General features: G+C 71.8%; 15 protein-coding genes. 10 read left to right on the top strand and 5 right to left on the bottom strand.

Going from position 1 to position 17,020, the window contains the following annotated elements:
• Positions 1-314: 314 nt before the first annotated feature.
• Positions 315-1,844: a UDP-N-acetylglucosamine 1-carboxyvinyltransferase gene (locus tag ACY34M_RS12045; RefSeq protein WP_462718419.1), complete on the top strand. Its 1,530-nt coding sequence runs from the start codon at positions 315-317 to the stop codon at positions 1,842-1,844.
• Between the two features lie 62 nt (positions 1,845-1,906).
• Here ACY34M_RS12045 and ACY34M_RS12050 read toward each other — a convergent pair whose 3' ends face one another.
• Positions 1,907-2,311, bottom strand: coding sequence for a RidA family protein (locus ACY34M_RS12050; RefSeq protein ID WP_462718420.1), 405 nt, complete (start codon positions 2,309-2,311; stop codon positions 1,907-1,909).
• Positions 2,308-3,435 (bottom strand): acyl-CoA dehydrogenase family protein, encoded by a 1,128-nt coding sequence (locus tag ACY34M_RS12055; protein ID WP_462718421.1) that lies wholly within the window; start codon positions 3,433-3,435, stop codon positions 2,308-2,310. The genes ACY34M_RS12050 and ACY34M_RS12055 overlap by 4 nt, the downstream gene beginning before the upstream one ends.
• 150 nt (positions 3,436-3,585) lie before the next feature.
• Between ACY34M_RS12055 and ACY34M_RS12060 the strand changes: the two genes are divergently transcribed.
• Genes ACY34M_RS12060 through ACY34M_RS12095 form a run of 8 tightly spaced genes read left to right on the top strand, consistent with a single transcriptional unit; the run spans position 3,586 to position 11,307 of the window.
• A complete protein-coding gene (locus ACY34M_RS12060) occupies positions 3,586-5,208 on the top strand; it encodes an AMP-binding protein (RefSeq protein WP_462718422.1) in 1,623 nt (540 codons plus the stop codon).
• Positions 5,209-5,212: 4 nt separating this feature from the next.
• The gene (locus ACY34M_RS12065) at positions 5,213-6,028 is read left to right on the top strand and encodes a PaaX family transcriptional regulator (protein ID WP_462718423.1); all 816 of its coding nucleotides are present in this window, start codon (positions 5,213-5,215) and stop codon (positions 6,026-6,028) included.
• 58 nt (positions 6,029-6,086) lie between these two features.
• Positions 6,087-6,977 carry a sulfotransferase family protein gene (locus ACY34M_RS12070; protein ID WP_462718424.1) on the top strand — a complete coding sequence of 297 codons (891 nt, stop codon included), beginning with the start codon at positions 6,087-6,089 and terminating at the stop codon, positions 6,975-6,977.
• Positions 6,959-7,390 (top strand): hypothetical protein, encoded by a 432-nt coding sequence (locus tag ACY34M_RS12075; RefSeq protein WP_462718425.1) that lies wholly within the window; start codon positions 6,959-6,961, stop codon positions 7,388-7,390. The genes ACY34M_RS12070 and ACY34M_RS12075 overlap by 19 nt, the downstream gene beginning before the upstream one ends.
• Positions 7,387-8,634, top strand: a complete 1,248-nt coding sequence (locus tag ACY34M_RS12080; protein ID WP_462718426.1) for a glycosyltransferase family 4 protein — start codon at positions 7,387-7,389, stop codon at positions 8,632-8,634. Before ACY34M_RS12075 ends, ACY34M_RS12080 begins: the two co-directional genes overlap by 4 nt.
• On the top strand, positions 8,631-9,188 hold the full coding sequence (gene cysC, locus ACY34M_RS12085) for an adenylyl-sulfate kinase (RefSeq protein WP_462718427.1): 558 nt from the start codon (positions 8,631-8,633) through the stop codon (positions 9,186-9,188). Before ACY34M_RS12080 ends, cysC begins: the two co-directional genes overlap by 4 nt.
• Positions 9,185-10,093: a sulfate adenylyltransferase subunit CysD gene (gene cysD, locus ACY34M_RS12090; protein ID WP_462718428.1), complete on the top strand. Its 909-nt coding sequence runs from the start codon at positions 9,185-9,187 to the stop codon at positions 10,091-10,093. Before cysC ends, cysD begins: the two co-directional genes overlap by 4 nt.
• Positions 10,094-10,095: 2 nt before the next feature.
• Positions 10,096-11,307, top strand: a complete 1,212-nt coding sequence (locus tag ACY34M_RS12095; protein ID WP_462718429.1) for a sulfate adenylyltransferase subunit 1 — start codon at positions 10,096-10,098, stop codon at positions 11,305-11,307.
• A 426-nt stretch (positions 11,308-11,733) separates the two neighbouring features.
• On the opposite strand, the gene ACY34M_RS12100 is transcribed toward ACY34M_RS12095, so the two are convergent.
• Positions 11,734-14,022, bottom strand: a complete 2,289-nt coding sequence (locus tag ACY34M_RS12100) for a bifunctional salicylyl-CoA 5-hydroxylase/oxidoreductase (protein WP_462718430.1) — start codon at positions 14,020-14,022, stop codon at positions 11,734-11,736.
• A gap of 7 nt (positions 14,023-14,029) precedes the next feature.
• On the bottom strand, positions 14,030-14,860 hold the full coding sequence (locus ACY34M_RS12105; protein ID WP_462718431.1) for an enoyl-CoA hydratase family protein: 831 nt from the start codon (positions 14,858-14,860) through the stop codon (positions 14,030-14,032).
• A 254-nt stretch (positions 14,861-15,114) separates the two neighbouring features.
• On the opposite strand from ACY34M_RS12105, the gene ACY34M_RS12110 reads away from it, so the two are divergent.
• Positions 15,115-15,573, top strand: a complete 459-nt coding sequence (locus ACY34M_RS12110) for an ATP-binding protein (RefSeq protein ID WP_462718432.1) — start codon at positions 15,115-15,117, stop codon at positions 15,571-15,573.
• On the opposite strand, the gene ACY34M_RS12115 is transcribed toward ACY34M_RS12110, so the two are convergent.
• Complete coding sequence (locus tag ACY34M_RS12115; RefSeq protein WP_462718433.1) at positions 15,536-16,987, bottom strand: amino acid permease; 1,452 nt, start codon at positions 16,985-16,987, stop codon at positions 15,536-15,538. The two genes, ACY34M_RS12110 and ACY34M_RS12115, sit on opposite strands and share 38 nt — an antisense overlap.
• Positions 16,988-17,020: the final 33 nt, after the last annotated feature.

Genomic DNA, 17,020 nt, shown 5'->3' on the forward strand with positions numbered 1-17,020 from the left:
ATATGTGCGCGTTCCACCGCAATCCTGCCGCCACGTCGACTCGACGATCCGCTAAGGTAAGGCTAAGTTAGGTAACCCTTACCGACAGAACGTCCGCGCCGTGCGGCCACGGTGCGCCTCGGCAGATATCTCGATGTCGAGATAACTCTAATACATCACTCGGTGGTGCCATCAAGCGGTGCCGCCGAGTTCACACCTGGGCACGTACCCGCACCCGCCCTCTTCATCGTCGTACGAGGCGCGAACCTCGGCGACTCGTCACTCCTGCGCGCCTCACAAGATGCGGCATCTCATATCTGAGATAACCTGCCGCCATGGCAGACGACTACCTCGAACGCATCGGCAAGCTCATCCGCGACGCCCGTCAGCACAGGGGCTGGACGCAGTCGCAGCTTGCAGAGGCCCTGAACACCAGCCAGAGCGCGGTGAACCGCATCGAGCGCGGCAATCAAAACATCAGCCTTGAGATGATCGCCCGAATTGGCGAAGCGCTCGACAGTGAAATCGTCTCTCTGGGGTACGCGGGACCGATGCATCTGCGCGTGGTCGGCGGACGCCGGCTGTCGGGCTCGATCGAAGTGAAGACGAGCAAGAACGCCTGCGTGGCGCTGCTGTGCGCCTCGCTGCTCAACAAGGGCCGCACCGTGCTGCGCCGCGTCGCCCGCATCGAGGAGGTGTACCGCCTTCTGGAGGTACTGGGCTCGATCGGCGTACGCACCCGCTGGATCAACGACGGCGCGGATCTCGAAATCGTGCCGCCCGCCAAGCTCGACATGGACGCCATCGACGCGGACGCCGCCCGCCGCACCCGGTCGATCATCATGTTCCTCGGCCCGCTGCTGCACCGTATGGACCACTTCAAGCTGCCCTACGCGGGCGGCTGCGACCTCGGCACCCGCACCATCGAGCCGCACATGATCGCGCTGCGCCGCTTCGGCCTCGACATCACGGCGACCGAGGGGCTCTACCACGCGGAGGTGCAGCCGGACATCGCGCCGGACCGTCCCATCGTGCTGACCGAGCGCGGCGACACCGTGACGGAGAACGCGCTGCTTGCCGCCGCCCGCGCCGACGGCACGACGATCATCCGCAACGCCTCGTCCAACTACATGGTCCAGGACCTGTGCTTCTTCCTCGAGGCGCTGGGCGTCGAGGTCGAGGGCGTCGGCACCACCACCCTCACCGTGCACGGCGTGCCCCACATCGACGTCGACGTGGACTACTCGCCGTCCGAGGACCCGGTCGAGGCGATGAGCCTGCTGACCGCGGCCGTGGTCACGCAGTCCGAGCTCACGGTCAAGCGCGTGCCGGTCGAGTTCCTGGAGATCGAGCTGGCGGTCCTGGAGGAGATGGGCCTCGACCACGACCGCTCGGCGGAGTACCCGGCCGACAACGGGCGCACGCGCCTGATCGACCTCACCGTCCGGCCGTCGAAGCTCGAAGCCCCGATCGACAAGATCCACCCCATGCCGTTCCCCGGCCTGAACATCGACAACGTGCCGTTCTTCGCGGCGATCGCCGCCTCGGCCCAGGGCAAGACCCTGATCCACGACTGGGTCTACGACAACCGCGCGATCTACCTCACGGACCTCAACCGGCTCGGCGGGCGCCTGCAACTGCTCGACCCGCACCGGGTGCTCGTCGAGGGTCCGACCCGCTGGCGGGCCGCCGAGATGATGTGCCCGCCGGCCCTGCGCCCCGCCGTGGTCGTCCTGCTGGCGATGATGGCGGCCGACGGCACGTCGGTGCTGCGCAACGTCTACGTGATCAACCGCGGGTACGAGGAGCTGGCGGAGCGGCTCAACTCCGTCGGCGCGCAGATCGAGACGTTCCGGGACATCTAGGTCGTCGCCCTCGGCTCCCGCCTGCTCTGTGGGCGGGCGGGACGTGAGGGTGGCGCGTCCGCTCAGGGCAGGACGGCGAGTCCGTCGATTTCCACCATGGCCTGCTCGTCCCAGAGGCGGCTCACGCCGATCACCGCCATCGCCGGATAGTCGCGGCCCGCCAACTCGCGCCAGATCTTGCCGAGTTCGCGGGCGTGCGCCCGGTAGTCCGCCACGTCCGTGGCGTAGACGGTGACGCGCGCCAGCTGCTCGGGCGTGCCGCCGGACGCACGCAGGGCCGTGAGCAGGTTGGTGAGGGCGCGGGTGAACTGTCCGGGGAGGGTGTCGCCGACGACCTTGCCATCGGCGTCCAGGGACGTCTGGCCCGCGAGCATCACGAGCCGGCCGCCGGTGGTGACGACGGCGTGGGAGAAGCCGGTGGGCGGAGAGAGTTCGGGCGGGTTGATCCGTTGGAAGTCGTCGTTCACTTGGCCGCCTCCTTGTACAACTCGCGTGCGATGACCGTGCGTTGGACCTCGGACGCCCCCTCGTAGATACGGGGCGCCCTGACCTCCCGGTACAGGTGCTCCAGTACGTGGCCGCGGCGCAGCGCCCGCGCGCCGTGCAGCTGCACCGCCGCGTCGACGACCTGCTGGGCCGTCTCCGTCGCGAGGAGCTTGGCCGCGGCGGCGCGGCGCGGCACGTCGGGCGCGCCCTCGTCGTAGGCCGACGCCGCCGCGTAGACCATCAGGCGCGCCGACTCGACGCGGACCGACATGTCGGCGACCTGGTGGGCGACGGCCTGGAGGTCCTTGAGGCGGCCGCCGAACGCCTCGCGCCCCGTGGTGTGCGTCAGCGTCGCGTCGAGGGCCGCCTGCGCCATGCCGACGGCGAACGCGCCGACGCTGGGCCGGAACAGGTTCAGCGTGCCCATCGCGACCCGGAATCCGGCGTCGACCTCGCCGAGCAGGTCGGCGCGGGTGACCGGGACGCCGTCGAAGGCGAGCGAGCCGATGGGGTGCGGGGAGATCATGTCGAGGTGTTCGCCGGTCAGTCCTGGGCGGTCGGCGGGGACAGCGAAGGCGGTCACTCCGCGCGCGCCCGCGTCGGGGGTGGTGCGGGCGAAGACGGTGTAGACATCGGCCTCGGGGGCGTTCGAGATCCAGCACTTCTCGCCGGTGAGCCGCCAGCCGTCGCCTTCGCCGTCCCGGTCCGCCCGCAGGGACAGCGCCGCCGCGTCCGAGCCCGCGCCCGGCTCGCTCAGCGCGAACGCCGCCACGGCCCGGCCCGCGGCCACCTCCGGCACCCACCGCTCGCGCACCGCCGCGCCGCCGTACGCGTGGATCGGGTGCGCGCCCAGCCCCTGGAGCGCGAGCGCCGTCTCGGCCTCCGTGCTGACGCGGGCCAGGGACTCGCGCAGCAGACAGAGGTCGAGCGCGCCGGAGGTGAACAGGCGCTCAAGGAGGCCGAGTTGACCGAGTTCGGCGACGAGGGGGCGGTTCACGCGGCCCGGTTCACCCTTCTCGGCGAGCGGGGCGAGACGGTCGGCCGCGAGGGCGCGCAGCTCGCCGCACCACGCACGCTGCTCCGGTTCGAGCGAGAATGTCCCCATACGTGGTGCTCCTCTCACGACGGCCAACCGGTCACACAAAGGAACCGTATCGCGCCCCGTTGACTGTCGTCACCATCACGATACGCTCGTTGCGCGCCGCCTCACTCGGCGACGGCATGCGAGCCCACCACCACGAGGGGGCGCCCGGCCATGACCCACCATCCGCTCAGCCCGTCCGCCCACGTCGACACCTTCGCCCGCGACCATCTGCCGCCCGCGGAGCTGTGGCCGGGACTCACCTTCGACCTGCCGGAGCTGCGCTACCCGCAGCGCCTGAACTGCGGGACCGAACTCCTCGACGCCACCATCGAGCGGCACGGAGCCGACCGCCCCGCCTTCCACTCCCCCGGTCAACCCTCCTGGTCCTACGGCGAGTTGAGGGCAACCGTCGACCGGATCGCGCACGTGCTCACCGACGACCTGGGCGTCGTGCCCGGCAACCGGGTGCTGCTGCGCGGACCCACCACCCGGCATCTCGCGGCCTGCTGGCTCGCCGTGATGAAGGCGGGGGCCGTCGCCGTGACCGTGCTCGCGCAGGCGCGGGCGAGCGAACTGGCCACCGTCTGCGGGATCGCGCGGGTGGAGCACGCGCTGTGCGACATACGCTCGGTCGACGACCTGGCGAAGGCCGAAGTGCCGGGCCTGCACATCACCACGTACGGCGGGGACGGGCCCGACGACCTGCTCCACCGGGCGGCCCCGAAACCGGCGGCGTACGAGGCCGTGGCGACCGCCGCCGACGACGTCGCGCTGATCGCCTTCACCTCGGGCACCACCGGGCGGCCCAAGGGGTGCATGCACTTCCACCGGGACGTGCTCGCGGTCGCGGACACCTTCGCGCGGCACGTGCTGAAGCCGGAGCCCGACGACGTGTTCGCGGGGAGCCCGCCGCTGGGCTTCACGTTCGGGCTCGGCGGGCTCGTGCTCTTCCCGCTGCGGGCGGGCGCCTCGGCGCTGCTGCTCGAACAGGCGGGCCCGCAGAAGCTGCTGCCCGCGATCGCCGAGCACCGGGTGTCGGTCGTGTTCACCGCGCCGACCGCGTACCGCGCGATGCTGCCCGACCTCGCCTCGTACGACATCTCCTCGCTGCGCCGCTGCGTGTCCGCGGGCGAGAACCTGCCCGCCGCGACCTGGCAGGACTGGCAGGAGGCGACCGGGCTGCGCATCATCAACGGCATCGGCGCGACCGAGCTGCTCCACATCTTCATCTCGGCGACGGACGACGCGATCCGGCCGGGGACGACGGGGGTCGCGGTGCCGGGCTGGGACGCCCGCATAGTCGACCCCGAGGGGCGGCAACTCCCGGACGGGGAGCCGGGGTTGCTCGCGGTGCGCGGCCCCGTCGGCTGCCGGTACCTCGCCGACGAGCGGCAGACCGTGTACGTACGGCACGGCTGGAACATCACCGGGGACACGTACGTCCGCGAGGCCGACGGCTACTTCCGGTACGTGGCCCGCGCCGACGACATGATCATTTCCGCCGGGTACAACATCGCGGGCCCGGAGGTGGAGGAGGCGCTGCTGCGCCACCCGGACGTGGCGGAGGCCGCCGTGGTCGGCCGGCCCGACGAGGAGCGCGGCCAGGTGGCCGTCGCGTACGTGGTGCTGCGGCCGGGAGCCCGGCAGGACGCGGAAGCCCTGCGGGACTTCGTGAAGTCCGAGCTGGTCCCCTACAAGTGCCCGCGCGCGATCGAGTTCCTGGACGCGCTGCCGCGCACGGCCACGGGAAAGCTCCAGCGGTTCCGGCTCCGCGAACCCACGACCGTAGAGTGAGCACGTGCCCGAGCAGCCCACGCATACGCCCCGCTCCCTGATCGTCACCCTGTACGGCGCCTACGGCCGCGACCTGCCGGGACCGCTGCCGATCGCCGAGCTGATCCGGCTGCTCGGCGCGGTCGGCGTCGACGCCCCGTCGGTGCGCTCGGCGGTGTCGCGCCTGAAGCGCCGCGGACTGCTGCTCCCGGCCCGCACCGACACCGGAGCCGCGGCCTACGCGCTGTCCGACGACGCCCGCCAGCTCCTCGACGACGGCGACCGCCGCATCTACGGCAGCGGTTCGCCCGCCGACGGCTGGGTGCTGGCCGTGTTCTCCGTACCGGAGTCCGAGCGCGCCAAGCGGCACGTGCTGCGCTCCACGCTCAGCGGCCTCGGCTTCGGCACGGCGGCGCCCGGCGTGTGGCTCGCGCCCCTCGGCGTCTACGAGGAGACCCGGCACACCCTGGAGCGCATCGGCCTCTCCGGGTACGTGGAGCTGTTCCGCGGCGAACATCTCGGCTTCGCGGCGACCGCCGACGCCGTGGCCCACTGGTGGGACCTGTCGGCCCTCGCCAAGCTCCACGAGGCGTTCCTCGACGAGCACGAGCCGGTCCTGCGCACCTGGCTCCCCCGCTCCGAGGCCCCGCCGCGCGAGGCCTACCGGGACTACCTCCTGGCCCTCGACTCCTGGCGCCACCTCCCGTACGCCGACCCGGGGCTGCCGCCCGAGCTGCTGCCCGAGGGGTGGCCGGGGGTACGGGCCGCGGAGGTGTTCCGGGGTCTCGACCGGCGGCTGCGGGAGGCGGGGGCGCGGTTCGCCCGCGGCACGGCACCCTAAGGCAACCCTCAGGTTCCTCCGCGCTTCCTCTCAGAATGCGTCTTTAGCGTCGGTTCGCATGAGTCTCATGCGCAACATGAACCGGGCGCTGACCGCGACCACCGGCCTTCAGGTACGCCGCGCGCCCAAGGAGCCCGCGCCCGTGAAGAAGGAGGCCGCGCGGTCGGCACCGGTGAAGCGGCCCGCTCCGGAGTACCGATGTACGGACGATCCGGCGACCGACCGGCTGCTGAAGCGGCCCGTCTTCATCATGTCGCCGGTCCGCTCCGGCTCGACCCTGCTGCGGATGCTGCTCGACGCGCACCCACGGCTGCACGCCCCGCACGAGCTGCACATCCGCCGCCTGGAGGTCGGCTACGGCAGCAAGCTCTCGCAGCGCGCCATGGACGCCCTGGACCTCGGCCGCGGCGACCTGGAGCACCTGCTGTGGGACCGCGTCCTGCACCGTGAACTCGTGCGGTCCGGCAAGGACTTCGTCGTCGAGAAGACGCCCAGCAACGCCTTCGCCTACCGGCGGATCCGCGACTGCTGGCCCGACGCCCGCTTCGTGTTCCTGCTGCGCCACCCCGTCTCCATCGCCCGGTCCTGGCACGAGGGCGACCCCGACAAGCGCACCTACGACGAGGCCTGCGCGGACGCGCTGCGCTACATGAAGGCCGTCGACAACGCCCGCAAGGGCATCACCGGCGGCCACACCCTGCGCTACGAGGAGCTCACCGCCGACCCGGAGGGGAAGATGCGCGGCCTGTGCACATTCCTCGGCGTCGACTTCGAGCCCTCGATGCTGGAGTACGGCGCGCGCGACGAGACCCAGGTCCAGAAGGGGCTCGGCGACTGGCGCGACAAGATCCGCACCGGCAGCGTGCAGGCCGGGCGCGAGCTGCCGAAGGACGACGAGATCCCCGAGATCCTGCGGCCCATGTGCGAGGCGTGGGGGTACGCCAAGTGAAGCCCCGCGCCGAGATCGAGGAGGTGTGGCCGCGGGACGGGCGCATCGGGCTCGTCGGACGGCTGCACGGGGGCGCGGACGCCGGGGCCGGTGACGGCTGGCGGCTCCTGGTGACCCGGCGGTCGCACACCGAGCAGGTGCTCGCCTACGACGTCGCGTGGGACGGCGCGCGGTTCAGCTGCGCGTGGGACGTGGCGGACCTCGCCGCGTACGACGGGTTCGGCGACGCCGACCAGTGGGACCTGCACCTGAGCGACGGGGCGCTGAGGCTGCGCGTGGGGCGCCGGCTCGACGACATCCGCGGCAAGAAGGCGATCTACGTCTATCCGCGGCAGGCGGTGCCGGGGGCCGGGTTCGACGTGCGGCCGTACTTCACCGTCGAGGACAACCTGTCGCTGGAGTGCCGCGCATGAGCACCACCCGTACGCCGGTGAAGGTCCGCTATCTGCTGCTGCACGCCTACGGGCGCGGCGGAACCATCCGCACCGTGTTCAACCAGGCCAACTCCCTCGCCGCGGCGGGCTGGGACGTGGAAATCGTCAGCGCCGTGCGGCGCCGCGAGGCCCTGCAGTTCCCGCTGGACGAGCGGGTGCCCGTGACGACGGTCGTCGATCTGCGCGAGAGCGCCACCGCCACCGTGGTCAGGGAGCCGGGGCTCGGCGGCTGGTGGCGTGCCCGCAAGCGCGACAAGCTGGCGGCGACGCCCGCCCGCGAGATCCCGCGCGGCGAGTTCGGCCACCGCTACTTCGACCGGCGCCTCGAACTCGCCCTCGGCGCCTACCTGCGCTCGCTCACCGACGGCGTCCTCGTCACGACCCGCCCCGCCCTGAACTTCCTCGCCGCCGCGCACGCCACGAACGGCGTGGTGCGGGTCGCGCAGGAGCACATGAACCACGGCACGCACCGCCCCGACGTGCAGAAACGCATCGTCGAGACGTACGGGAACTTCGCGGCGGTCGCCGTGCTGACGGAACGCGACCGGAGCGAGTACGCCCGGCTGCTGCCCGGCACCCGCGTCGTGCGCATCCCGAACGCCGTGCACTCCCTCGACCAGATCCCGTCGAACCACGGCTCCAGGATCGTCACCGCGGCCGGCCGGCTCTTCCCGCAGAAGGGCTTCGACCTGCTGATCCCCGCATGGGCGAAGCTCGTCCGGGAGTTCCCCGACTGGCAGCTGCGGATCTACGGCGGCGGCGAGAAGAAGGCACAGCTGCGCGCCCTGATCGAGGAACACCACCTCTACAACCACGTCCTGCTGATGGGCCACACCGACCGGCTCGACGACGAACTCGCCAAGTCCTCGCTCTACGTGCTGAGTTCCCGGTTCGAGGGACTGCCGATGGTGATGATCGAGGCGATGGCGCACGCCCTGCCGGTGGTCTCCTTCGACTGCCCCACCGGGCCCTCGGACGTCCTCACGCACGGCGTGGACGGGCTGCTCGTGCCGGAACAGGACCCGGACGCCCTCGCCGACGCCCTCGCCCGCCTCATGGGCGACCGCGAACTGCGCGCGGAGATGGGCACGGCGGCCCTGCTCACAGCGGCGGCCTACGGGCCCGACGCGGTGCACCCGCGCTGGGAGGCCCTCTTCACCGAACTGACCGAATCCGACGAACTGCGGGCCGCCGACGGCGCCGCGGAAGGACTGCACGTATGACCACGGCCACCAAGGCCCGCCCACGGGGGGCCACGATCTGGCTCACCGGGCTGCCCAGTTCCGGCAAGACGACCGTGGCGCGCGCCCTCGCCGGGCAGCTGCGCGCGGAGGGCCACCGCGTCGAGGTGCTCGACGGCGACGAGATCCGCCGCTTCCTGTCGGCGGGGCTCGGCTTCAGCCGCGCCGACCGCGACACGAACGTGCAGCGCATCGGCCTCGTCGCCGAAGTACTCGCCCGCAACGGCGTGTTCGCCGTCGTGCCCGTCATCGCGCCGTACGCGGACAGCAGGGAGGCCGTGCGCAAGCGGCACGGCGCCAGCGACACCCCGTACGTCGAGGTGCATGTCGCGACCCCGGTCGAGGTGTGCAGCGAGCGCGACGTGAAGGGCCTGTACGCGCGCCAGGCCGCCGGGCGGTTGAAGGGGCTCACCGGGGTCGACGACCCGTACGAGCCGCCGGTCGACCCCGACCTGGCCCTGGAGACGCAAGCCCAGACGCCGCGGCAGTCGGCGGGGGCGGTGCGGGCGGTGCTCGCGGCGAGGGGGCTGGTGTGAGCGATCTCAGGTATCAGCTCAGCCACTTGGACGCCCTGGAGTCCGAGGCGGTGCACATCTTCCGCGAGGTGGCGGGCGAGTTCGAGCGACCGGTGATCCTCTTCTCCGGCGGCAAGGACTCCATCGTGATGCTGCATCTGGCGCTGAAGGCGTTCGCGCCCGCGCCGGTGCCGTTCCCACTCCTTCACGTCGACACGGGGCACAACTTCCCCGAGGTCATCGACTACCGGGACGGTGTGGTCGCCGCACATGGGCTGAGGCTCCATGTGGCGTCCGTACAGGACTACATCGACCGTGGTGTGCTCCGCGAACGCCCCGACGGGACACGCAACCCGCTCCAGACCGTGCCGCTGACCGAAGCCGTCCAGAACGAGCGCTTCGACGCCGTGTTCGGCGGCGGACGCCGCGACGAGGAGAAGGCGCGCGCGAAGGAGCGGGTGTTCTCGCTGCGCGACGAGTTCTCGCAGTGGGACCCGCGCCGCCAGCGGCCGGAGCTGTGGCAGCTCTACAACGGCCGGCACGCGCCGGGCGAGCACGTCCGCGTGTTCCCCCTGTCCAACTGGACCGAGCTGGACGTGTGGCAGTACATCGCGCGGGAGCGCATCGAGCTGCCCTCGATCTACTTCGCCCATCAACGCGAGGTGTTCGACCGCGGCGGCATGTGGTTGACCTCCGGTGCGTGGGGCGGCCCGAAGGACACCGAGCGGGTCGAGAAGCGGCAGGTGCGCTACCGGACCGTCGGCGACATGTCCTGCACCGGGGCCGTCGACTCCGACGCCGAGACGCTCGATCAGGTCATCGCCGAGATCGCGGCCTCCCGGCTCACCGAACGCGGCGCCACGCGCGCCGACGACAAGCTGTCCGAGGCGGCCATGGAAGACCGCAAGCGCGAAGGGTACTTCTAGAGATGTCTGTTGCCACGACGGCCGATGTGGGCACACTGCGGCTGGCCACGGCCGGTTCGGTCGACGACGGCAAGTCCACGCTCGTCGGCCGCCTGCTGCACGACTCCAAGTCGGTCCTCGCCGACCAGTTGGAGTCGGTCTCCCGGACCGGCACGCCCGATCTGGCGCTGCTCACGGACGGCCTGCGCGCCGAGCGCGAGCAGGGCATCACGATCGACGTCGCGTACCGCTACTTCGCGACCCCGCGCCGCCGCTTCATCCTCGCGGACACGCCGGGACACGTGCAGTACACGCGGAACATGGTCACGGGGGCCTCCACGGCGGAGCTGACCATCATCCTGGTCGATGCCCGGAGCGGTGTCGTCGAGCAGACGCGCAGGCACGCGGCCATCGCGGCGCTGCTCCGCGTCCCGCAGGTGGTCCTCGCCGTGAACAAGATGGACCTCGTCGGGTACGAGGAGTCGGTGTTCGCGGCGATCGCGGACGAGTTCACGGCGTACGCGCACGATCTGGGCGTCCCGGAGGTGACCGCGATCCCGATCTCCGCGCTCGCGGGGGACAACGTGGTGGAGCCGTCCGCGCGCACGGGCTGGTACGGCGGGCCGACCGTACTGGAGCACCTGGAGACGGTTCCGGTGGCGGTGGAGTCTCCGTCGGCGCCTGCCCGTTTCCCGGTCCAGTACGTGATCAGGCACGGTGAGGAGCGGTACTACGCAGGCCAGTTGGTGTCGGGGTCGCTGCGGGTGGGTGAGGCCGTGACGGTGCATCCTTCGGGGCGTACGTCAACGGTCGCGGCGCTGGATGTGCTGGGCACGCAGGTGGAGGAGGCGCATGCGGGGGCGTCGCTCACGGTGCGGCTTACCGATGAACTGGACGTGGCGCGGGGTGACTTGATCGCCCCGTCGGACGACGACCGGGCGCCTACGGTCACGCGGGACGTCCTGGCGTCGGTGTGTCATGTGGCGGACCGGCCGCTGCAGGTGGGTCAGCGGGTTCTGGTGCGGCACACCACGCGCACGGTGCGGGCGGTCGTCAGGTCGCTGGGCGAGGCGTCCGAGTTGTCGGCGAACGATCTGGGCGTGGTGTCGCTCCGCACGGCGGAACCCCTGGCCCTGGACGCGTACGCGGAGGTCCGCCGCACGGGTTCGTTCCTCTTGGTCGACCCGTCGGATGGCATGACCTTGACGGCGGGCATGGCCGCCCCACCGTCCTGACGCCCCGGGGCTCCGCCCCGTACCCTGCGCCTCAATCGCCGGCGGGACTTGAAGGAACGGGGCCCTCACTCATTCGCCGAACCGGGGTTGCGCCCTCGGGGCTCCGCCCCGGGCCCCGCTGCTCAATCGCCGCAGGGGCTTGAAGGACCGGGCCCCGCCCCGGCCCCCGCCGGCTCTGGCTCGAAAAGCGGGCTTGATCTGCACCCGGCGCCCCGCCCATCCCCCTCCCACCCGCCCCCTCCGGGGGCGTCGGCCCCACGGGGTGCCGCCACCTCGCCCCGGGCAGGCTGCCGCAGGCACGGCTTCCCGCCCGTGGCGGTGGGCCGCCTCCCGCCTTGGGCAATCTGCCGCCTTGGGCGGCAGGGTGGGCAAGGCGGCCCCCGGTGCCGCGGAACCGTGACGAGGGGCGGCCCCGGTGCGGGTCGGTCACCCCGGGAGGACCAGCCTCGGCTTGGGGGCGTCCAGGCGGCCGGTCTGGGGGCGGCGGCTGCCCGCCCCGTACTGCTGGGGCCACAGCACGCCCGGCCCCGTGCAGCCCTGTTCCGCCGCCGCGTGCAGCGTCCAGTTCGGGTCGTACAGGTGCGGGCGGGCCAGCGCGCACAGGTCCGTACGACCGGCCAGGACCAGGGAGTTGACGTCGTCCCAGGAAGAGATCGCGCCCACCGCGATCACCGGGACGTCGGCCTCGGCCCGGATCCGGTCCGCGTACGGCACCTGGTAGGAGCGTCCGAACGCGGGGCGCTCGTCCGAGACCACCTGGCCCGTGGACACGTCGATCGCATCGGCCCCGTGCGCCGCGAAGGCGCGGGCGATCGCCACGGCCTCCTCCTCGCTGGTGCCGCCCTCGGCCCAGTCCGTGGCGGAGATCCGCACCGTCATCGGCCGCCCTTCCGGCCACACCTCACGTACGGCGTCGAAGACCTCCAGCGGGAACCGCAACCGCCCCTCCAGCGAACCCCCGTACGCGTCCGTGCGCCGGTTCGTCAGCGGGGAGAGGAAGCCGGAGAGGAGGTAGCCGTGTGCGCAGTGGAGTTCCAGCAGGTCGAAGTCCGCGTGTGCCGCCCGCCGCGCCGCCGACGTGAACTGCTCTCGCACCTCCGCCAGTTCGGCCACCGTCAGCTCGCGCGGCAGCTGGCTGTCCGGTCGGTAGCGGAGTGCGGACGCCGCGACCAGGGGCCAGTTCTCGTCGGCGTCCGGGAGCGGTTCGTCCATGCCCTCCCACATCAGGCGCGTGGAACCCTTGCGGCCCGAGTGCCCGAGCTGCACGCCGATCGCCGTGCCGGGCGCCCGCGTGTGGACGAAGTCGACGATCCTGCGCCAGGACTCCGCCTGGTCGTGCGTGTAGAGGCCCGCGCAGCCGGGCGTGATGCGGCCCTCCGGGCTCACGCACACCATTTCCGTCATGACCAGCCCGGCCCCGCCGAGCGCCCGCGCCCCCAGGTGCACGAGGTGGAAGTCGCCGGGCACCCCGTCCACCGCCGAGTACATGTCCATCGGCGAGACGACGACCCGGTTGCGCAGCTCCAGGCCGCCCAGCCGGAACGGCGTGAACATCGGCGGTGTGCCCTCGGGGCAGCCGAACTCCCGCTCCACCGACTCCGTGAAGCCCGCGTCGCGCAGCCGCAGGTTGTCGTGCGTGACGCGCCGCGAGCGCGTGAGCAGGTTGAACGCGAACTGGAGCGGCGGCTGGTCGAGATAACGCTCCAGTTCCTCGAACCACTGGAGGCTGGCCCGCGCCGCCCGCTGCGTCGACGCAACGACGGGCCTGCGCTCCTCCTCGTACGCGGCCAGCGCCGCGTCGGTCGTGGGCTGTTCGGTGAGGCACGCGGCGAGCGCGAGCGCGTCCTCGACGGCGAGCTTCGTACCGGAGCCGATGGAGAAGTGCGCGGTGTGCGCGGCATCGCCGATGAGCACGCAATTGCCGTGCGACCAGCGGTCGTTGACGACGGTGCGGAAGGTGAGCCACGAGGAGTTGTTGGTCTTGAGGGTGCGGCCGCCCAGCGCGTCCTTGAAGATCTTCGCGCAGGCCTCGATCGACTCCCGTACGTCCAGGTCGGCGAAGCCGGCCGCCCGCCAGACCTCTTCGCGCATCTCCACGATGACCGTCGACTCGTGGTCGCTGTACGGGTAGCCGTGCAGCTGCATCACACCGTGCTCGGTCTGCGCGATGTCGAAGCGGAAGGCGTCGAAGGCGAAGTCGGCGGCGAGCCAGATGTAGCGGTTGCGGTGCTCCTCGATGTGCGGCCCGAACGCGTCGGCGTACGTCTCGCGGGTCTTGCTGTGCACGCCGTCGGCCGCGATCACCAGGTCGTACGCCTCGCGGAGGCCGGCGATCGGCGGCGCCTCCTCCTGGAAGCGCAGGTCGACGCCGAGCTCGCGGCAGCGGCTGTGCAGGATCTCCAGGAGCCGGCGGCGGCCGAGCGCCGCGAATCCGTGCCCGGTCGAGGTGGAGCGGCGGCCCCTGTGCACGATGTCGATGTCGTCCCAGCGCACGAACTCGTCCTGGAGCGCCCGGTAGACCACCGGGTCGGCGTGCTCGATGCCGCCGAGGGTCTCGTCGGACAGGACGACGCCGAAGCCGAACGTGTCGTCCGGGGCGTTCCGCTCCCAGACCGTGATCTCGCGGTCCGGGTCGAGGCGCTTGAGGAGGGCGGCCGCGTACAGGCCGCCGGGGCCGCCGCCGACGACGGCGATGCGCCGGGCGCGTACGATCATCGGCCGGTCACCTCCCCTGCCACTTCGGCGGGCGCTTGTCGGTGAACGCCGCGTGGAACTCGGCGTAGTCCTCGCCGTGCATGAGCAGTGCCTGTGTGGCCGCGTCCATCTCGATCGCCGCCGCGAGGGGCATGTCCAGCTCCGCGGTGAGCAGGGCCTTGGTCTGTGCGTACGCGAGGGCGGGGCCCTCGGCGAGGCGGTGGGCGAGGGTCTGCGCGGCCTCGTCGGCGCGGCCCTCGTCGGTCAGCTCGCTGATCAGGCCGATGCGCTCGGCCTCGGGCGCGCGGACGGCGTCGCCGAGCATCAGCAGGCGGGTGGCGTGGCCGAGGCCGACGACGCGGGGCAGCAGATAGGCGGCGCCCATGTCGCCGCCGGACAGGCCGACCTTCGTGAACAGGAACGCGAAGCGGGCGCTCGGGTCGGCGACGCGGAAGTCGGCGGCGAGCGCGAGGACCGCGCCCGCACCGGCCGCGACCCCGTGCACGGCGGCGATCACCGGGAACGGGGCCTCGCGCACGGCCCGTACGACCTGTCCGGTCATCCGGTTGAAGTCGAGGATCTGCGCGGTGTCCATGGAGAGCGTGGCGCCGATGATCTCGTCGACGTCGCCGCCGGAGCAGAAGCCGCGGCCCTCGCCCGCGAGGACGAGGGCGCGCACGGACTTGGTCCGGGACAGCTCGGCGAGGAGGTCACGCAGGTCGGCGTAGGCGCCGAAGGTGAGCGCGTTGAGCTTCTCGGGACGGTCGAGGGTGACGGTGGCGACGCCGCTCTCGTCCACGGCGTACGTCAGGTGCTGCCAGGAGTCGGTGCTGGGGGTGGAGCCGGTGAAGGGACTCATGCGGTGCCTCCGGCGGGTCATGGGCGTGCGGAGGGGCGGACGCGACGCGTCGACCGTATCACCGCATCGTGACCGCCGTCACGAGTACGCGATAACGCAAGAGGGGCCGGACGTCCCGACCAGCACCGACGGGAGCCTCTTTCGCCCCACGCCGTACCATTCATAAGGTTGAACGCAGGACAGTCCCCCTTGAGCCCGTTCCTCCGAGCCCGCCCACGAGCCGCGTCAGCGCCCTCCGCCCCCAGGATTCCGCCGTGCCTCCCTTCTCCGGTCCCCCCACGCCCACGTCGTGGCGCATAGCCCTGCCGCACACGGCCGCGGCCGTGCCGGTCGCGCGCGCCCTCGTGCGGACCGCGCTCTCCGAGATCGACTCACCGGCGGCGGACGCGGACACGGCGGAGCTGCTGACGGCGGAGCTGGTGGCGAACGCGGTGGAGCACACGGCGGGGGACACGCCGATCGAGCTGGTCGTGGAGCTGCTCGAATCCGGCTGTCAGGTCGAGGTGCACGACACGGACCCGGCGCCGCCGACCGACCTCACCAACCCCGAGGACACCGGGACGCCCGACCCCTGGCAGGAGCACGGCCGCGGACTGCTCCTGATCCGCACGCTCAGCTCGTCGTGCGGGCACCGCCCCACCGATTCCGGCAAGGCGGTGTGGTTCACGCTGCCCGCTACGGTGCCGATGCCCCGCCCGGCGTCCGAGGCGTAGCCTCCCCGCTGCGCCCGAGCCGCGAGTTGCGGCGGCCGTACAGCGCGTACACGAGCGCGCCCACGACGAGGAACACCGCGAACTGCAGCCACGTCGTCCACCCCGTGCCCCAGATCAGGTAGAGGCAGAAGGCGACGCCCAGGACGGGACTGACCGGGAACAGCGGCACCCGGAACGAGCGCTTCAGGCCGGGGTGCGAGCGGCGCAGCGCGATCACCGCGATGTTCACCACGACCATGGTGGCGAGCGTGCCGATGGTCGTCAGGTTGACGACGGCGTCGAGCGAGGAGAACGCGGCCGGGATCGCGAAGACGACCGCCACGATCCAGGTGTTGGTGACGGGCGTGTGCGTCTTCGGGGAGACCCGCTCGAAGACCCGCGGGATCAGCCCGTCGCGGGACATCGACATCAGGATCCGGGTCTGCCCGTACATCACCGCGAGGACGACCGAGGCGATCGCGACGACCGCGCCGAAGGCGATGACGCCGCCACCGAGGGACGAGCCGGTGACCTGGTCGACAACGAGGGAGAGCGCGGCCGGCTTGTCGCCGACGGCGTCCGCGCCGAGCGCGCCGATGGCGGCGACGGCCACGGCGACGTAGAGCAGCGTGACGATGCCGATGCAGATCAGGATCGCGAGCGGGATGTTGCGCCGCGGGTTCTTGACCTCTTCGCCTGCCGTGGTGACCGCGTCGAAGCCGATGTACGAGAAGAAGGCGAGCGAGGCGCCGGAGGTGACACCGGCCATGCCGTCCTTCAGGAACGGGGTCAGGTTGCCGGCCTCGAAGGCGGAGTAGGCGATGGCGCAGAACACGATCAGGATGCCGATCTTGAGCACGGCCATCGCGGCGGTCGCCCCCGCGCTCTCCCGGATGCCGCGCACCAGCAGCGTGGCGGCCATCAGCATCACGAGCACGGCGGGCAGGTTGATCACGCCGCCGTCGGCGGGCCCGGCGGACAGCGCGTCGGGCAGTTGCCAGCCGAAGACGCTGTCGAGCAGTTCGTTGAGGTACTGGCTCCAGCCGACGGCCACGGCCGACACAGAGACGCCGTACTCCAGGAGCAGACACCAGCCGACCAGGAACGCGACGCGTTCGCCGAGGGTCGCGTAGGCGAAGGAGTACGAGGAGCCCGAGACCGGGATCGCGCTGCCCAGCTCGGCGAAGGAGAACGCCGTGAAGATGCAGGTGATCGCCGCGAGGACGAAGGAGAGAATGACGGCGGGCCCGGCCTCGGCGACCGTGTCGGACAGACCGACGAAGATGCCGGTGCCGACGATCGCGCCGACGCCGAAGCACACGAGCTGGAAGAGCCCCATGGTGCGCTTGAGGCCATGGCCTTCGAGGTCGGCGCCCGATTCGGCGATGAGGGATTCGGGCGACTTGATGCGCAGCCCGGACGGCGTGGACGCCATGGGGTGGTGCTCTTTTCTGGTGGTGCGGTGCGA

Source organism: Streptomyces sp. EDA2-14 (assembly GCF_054963755.1).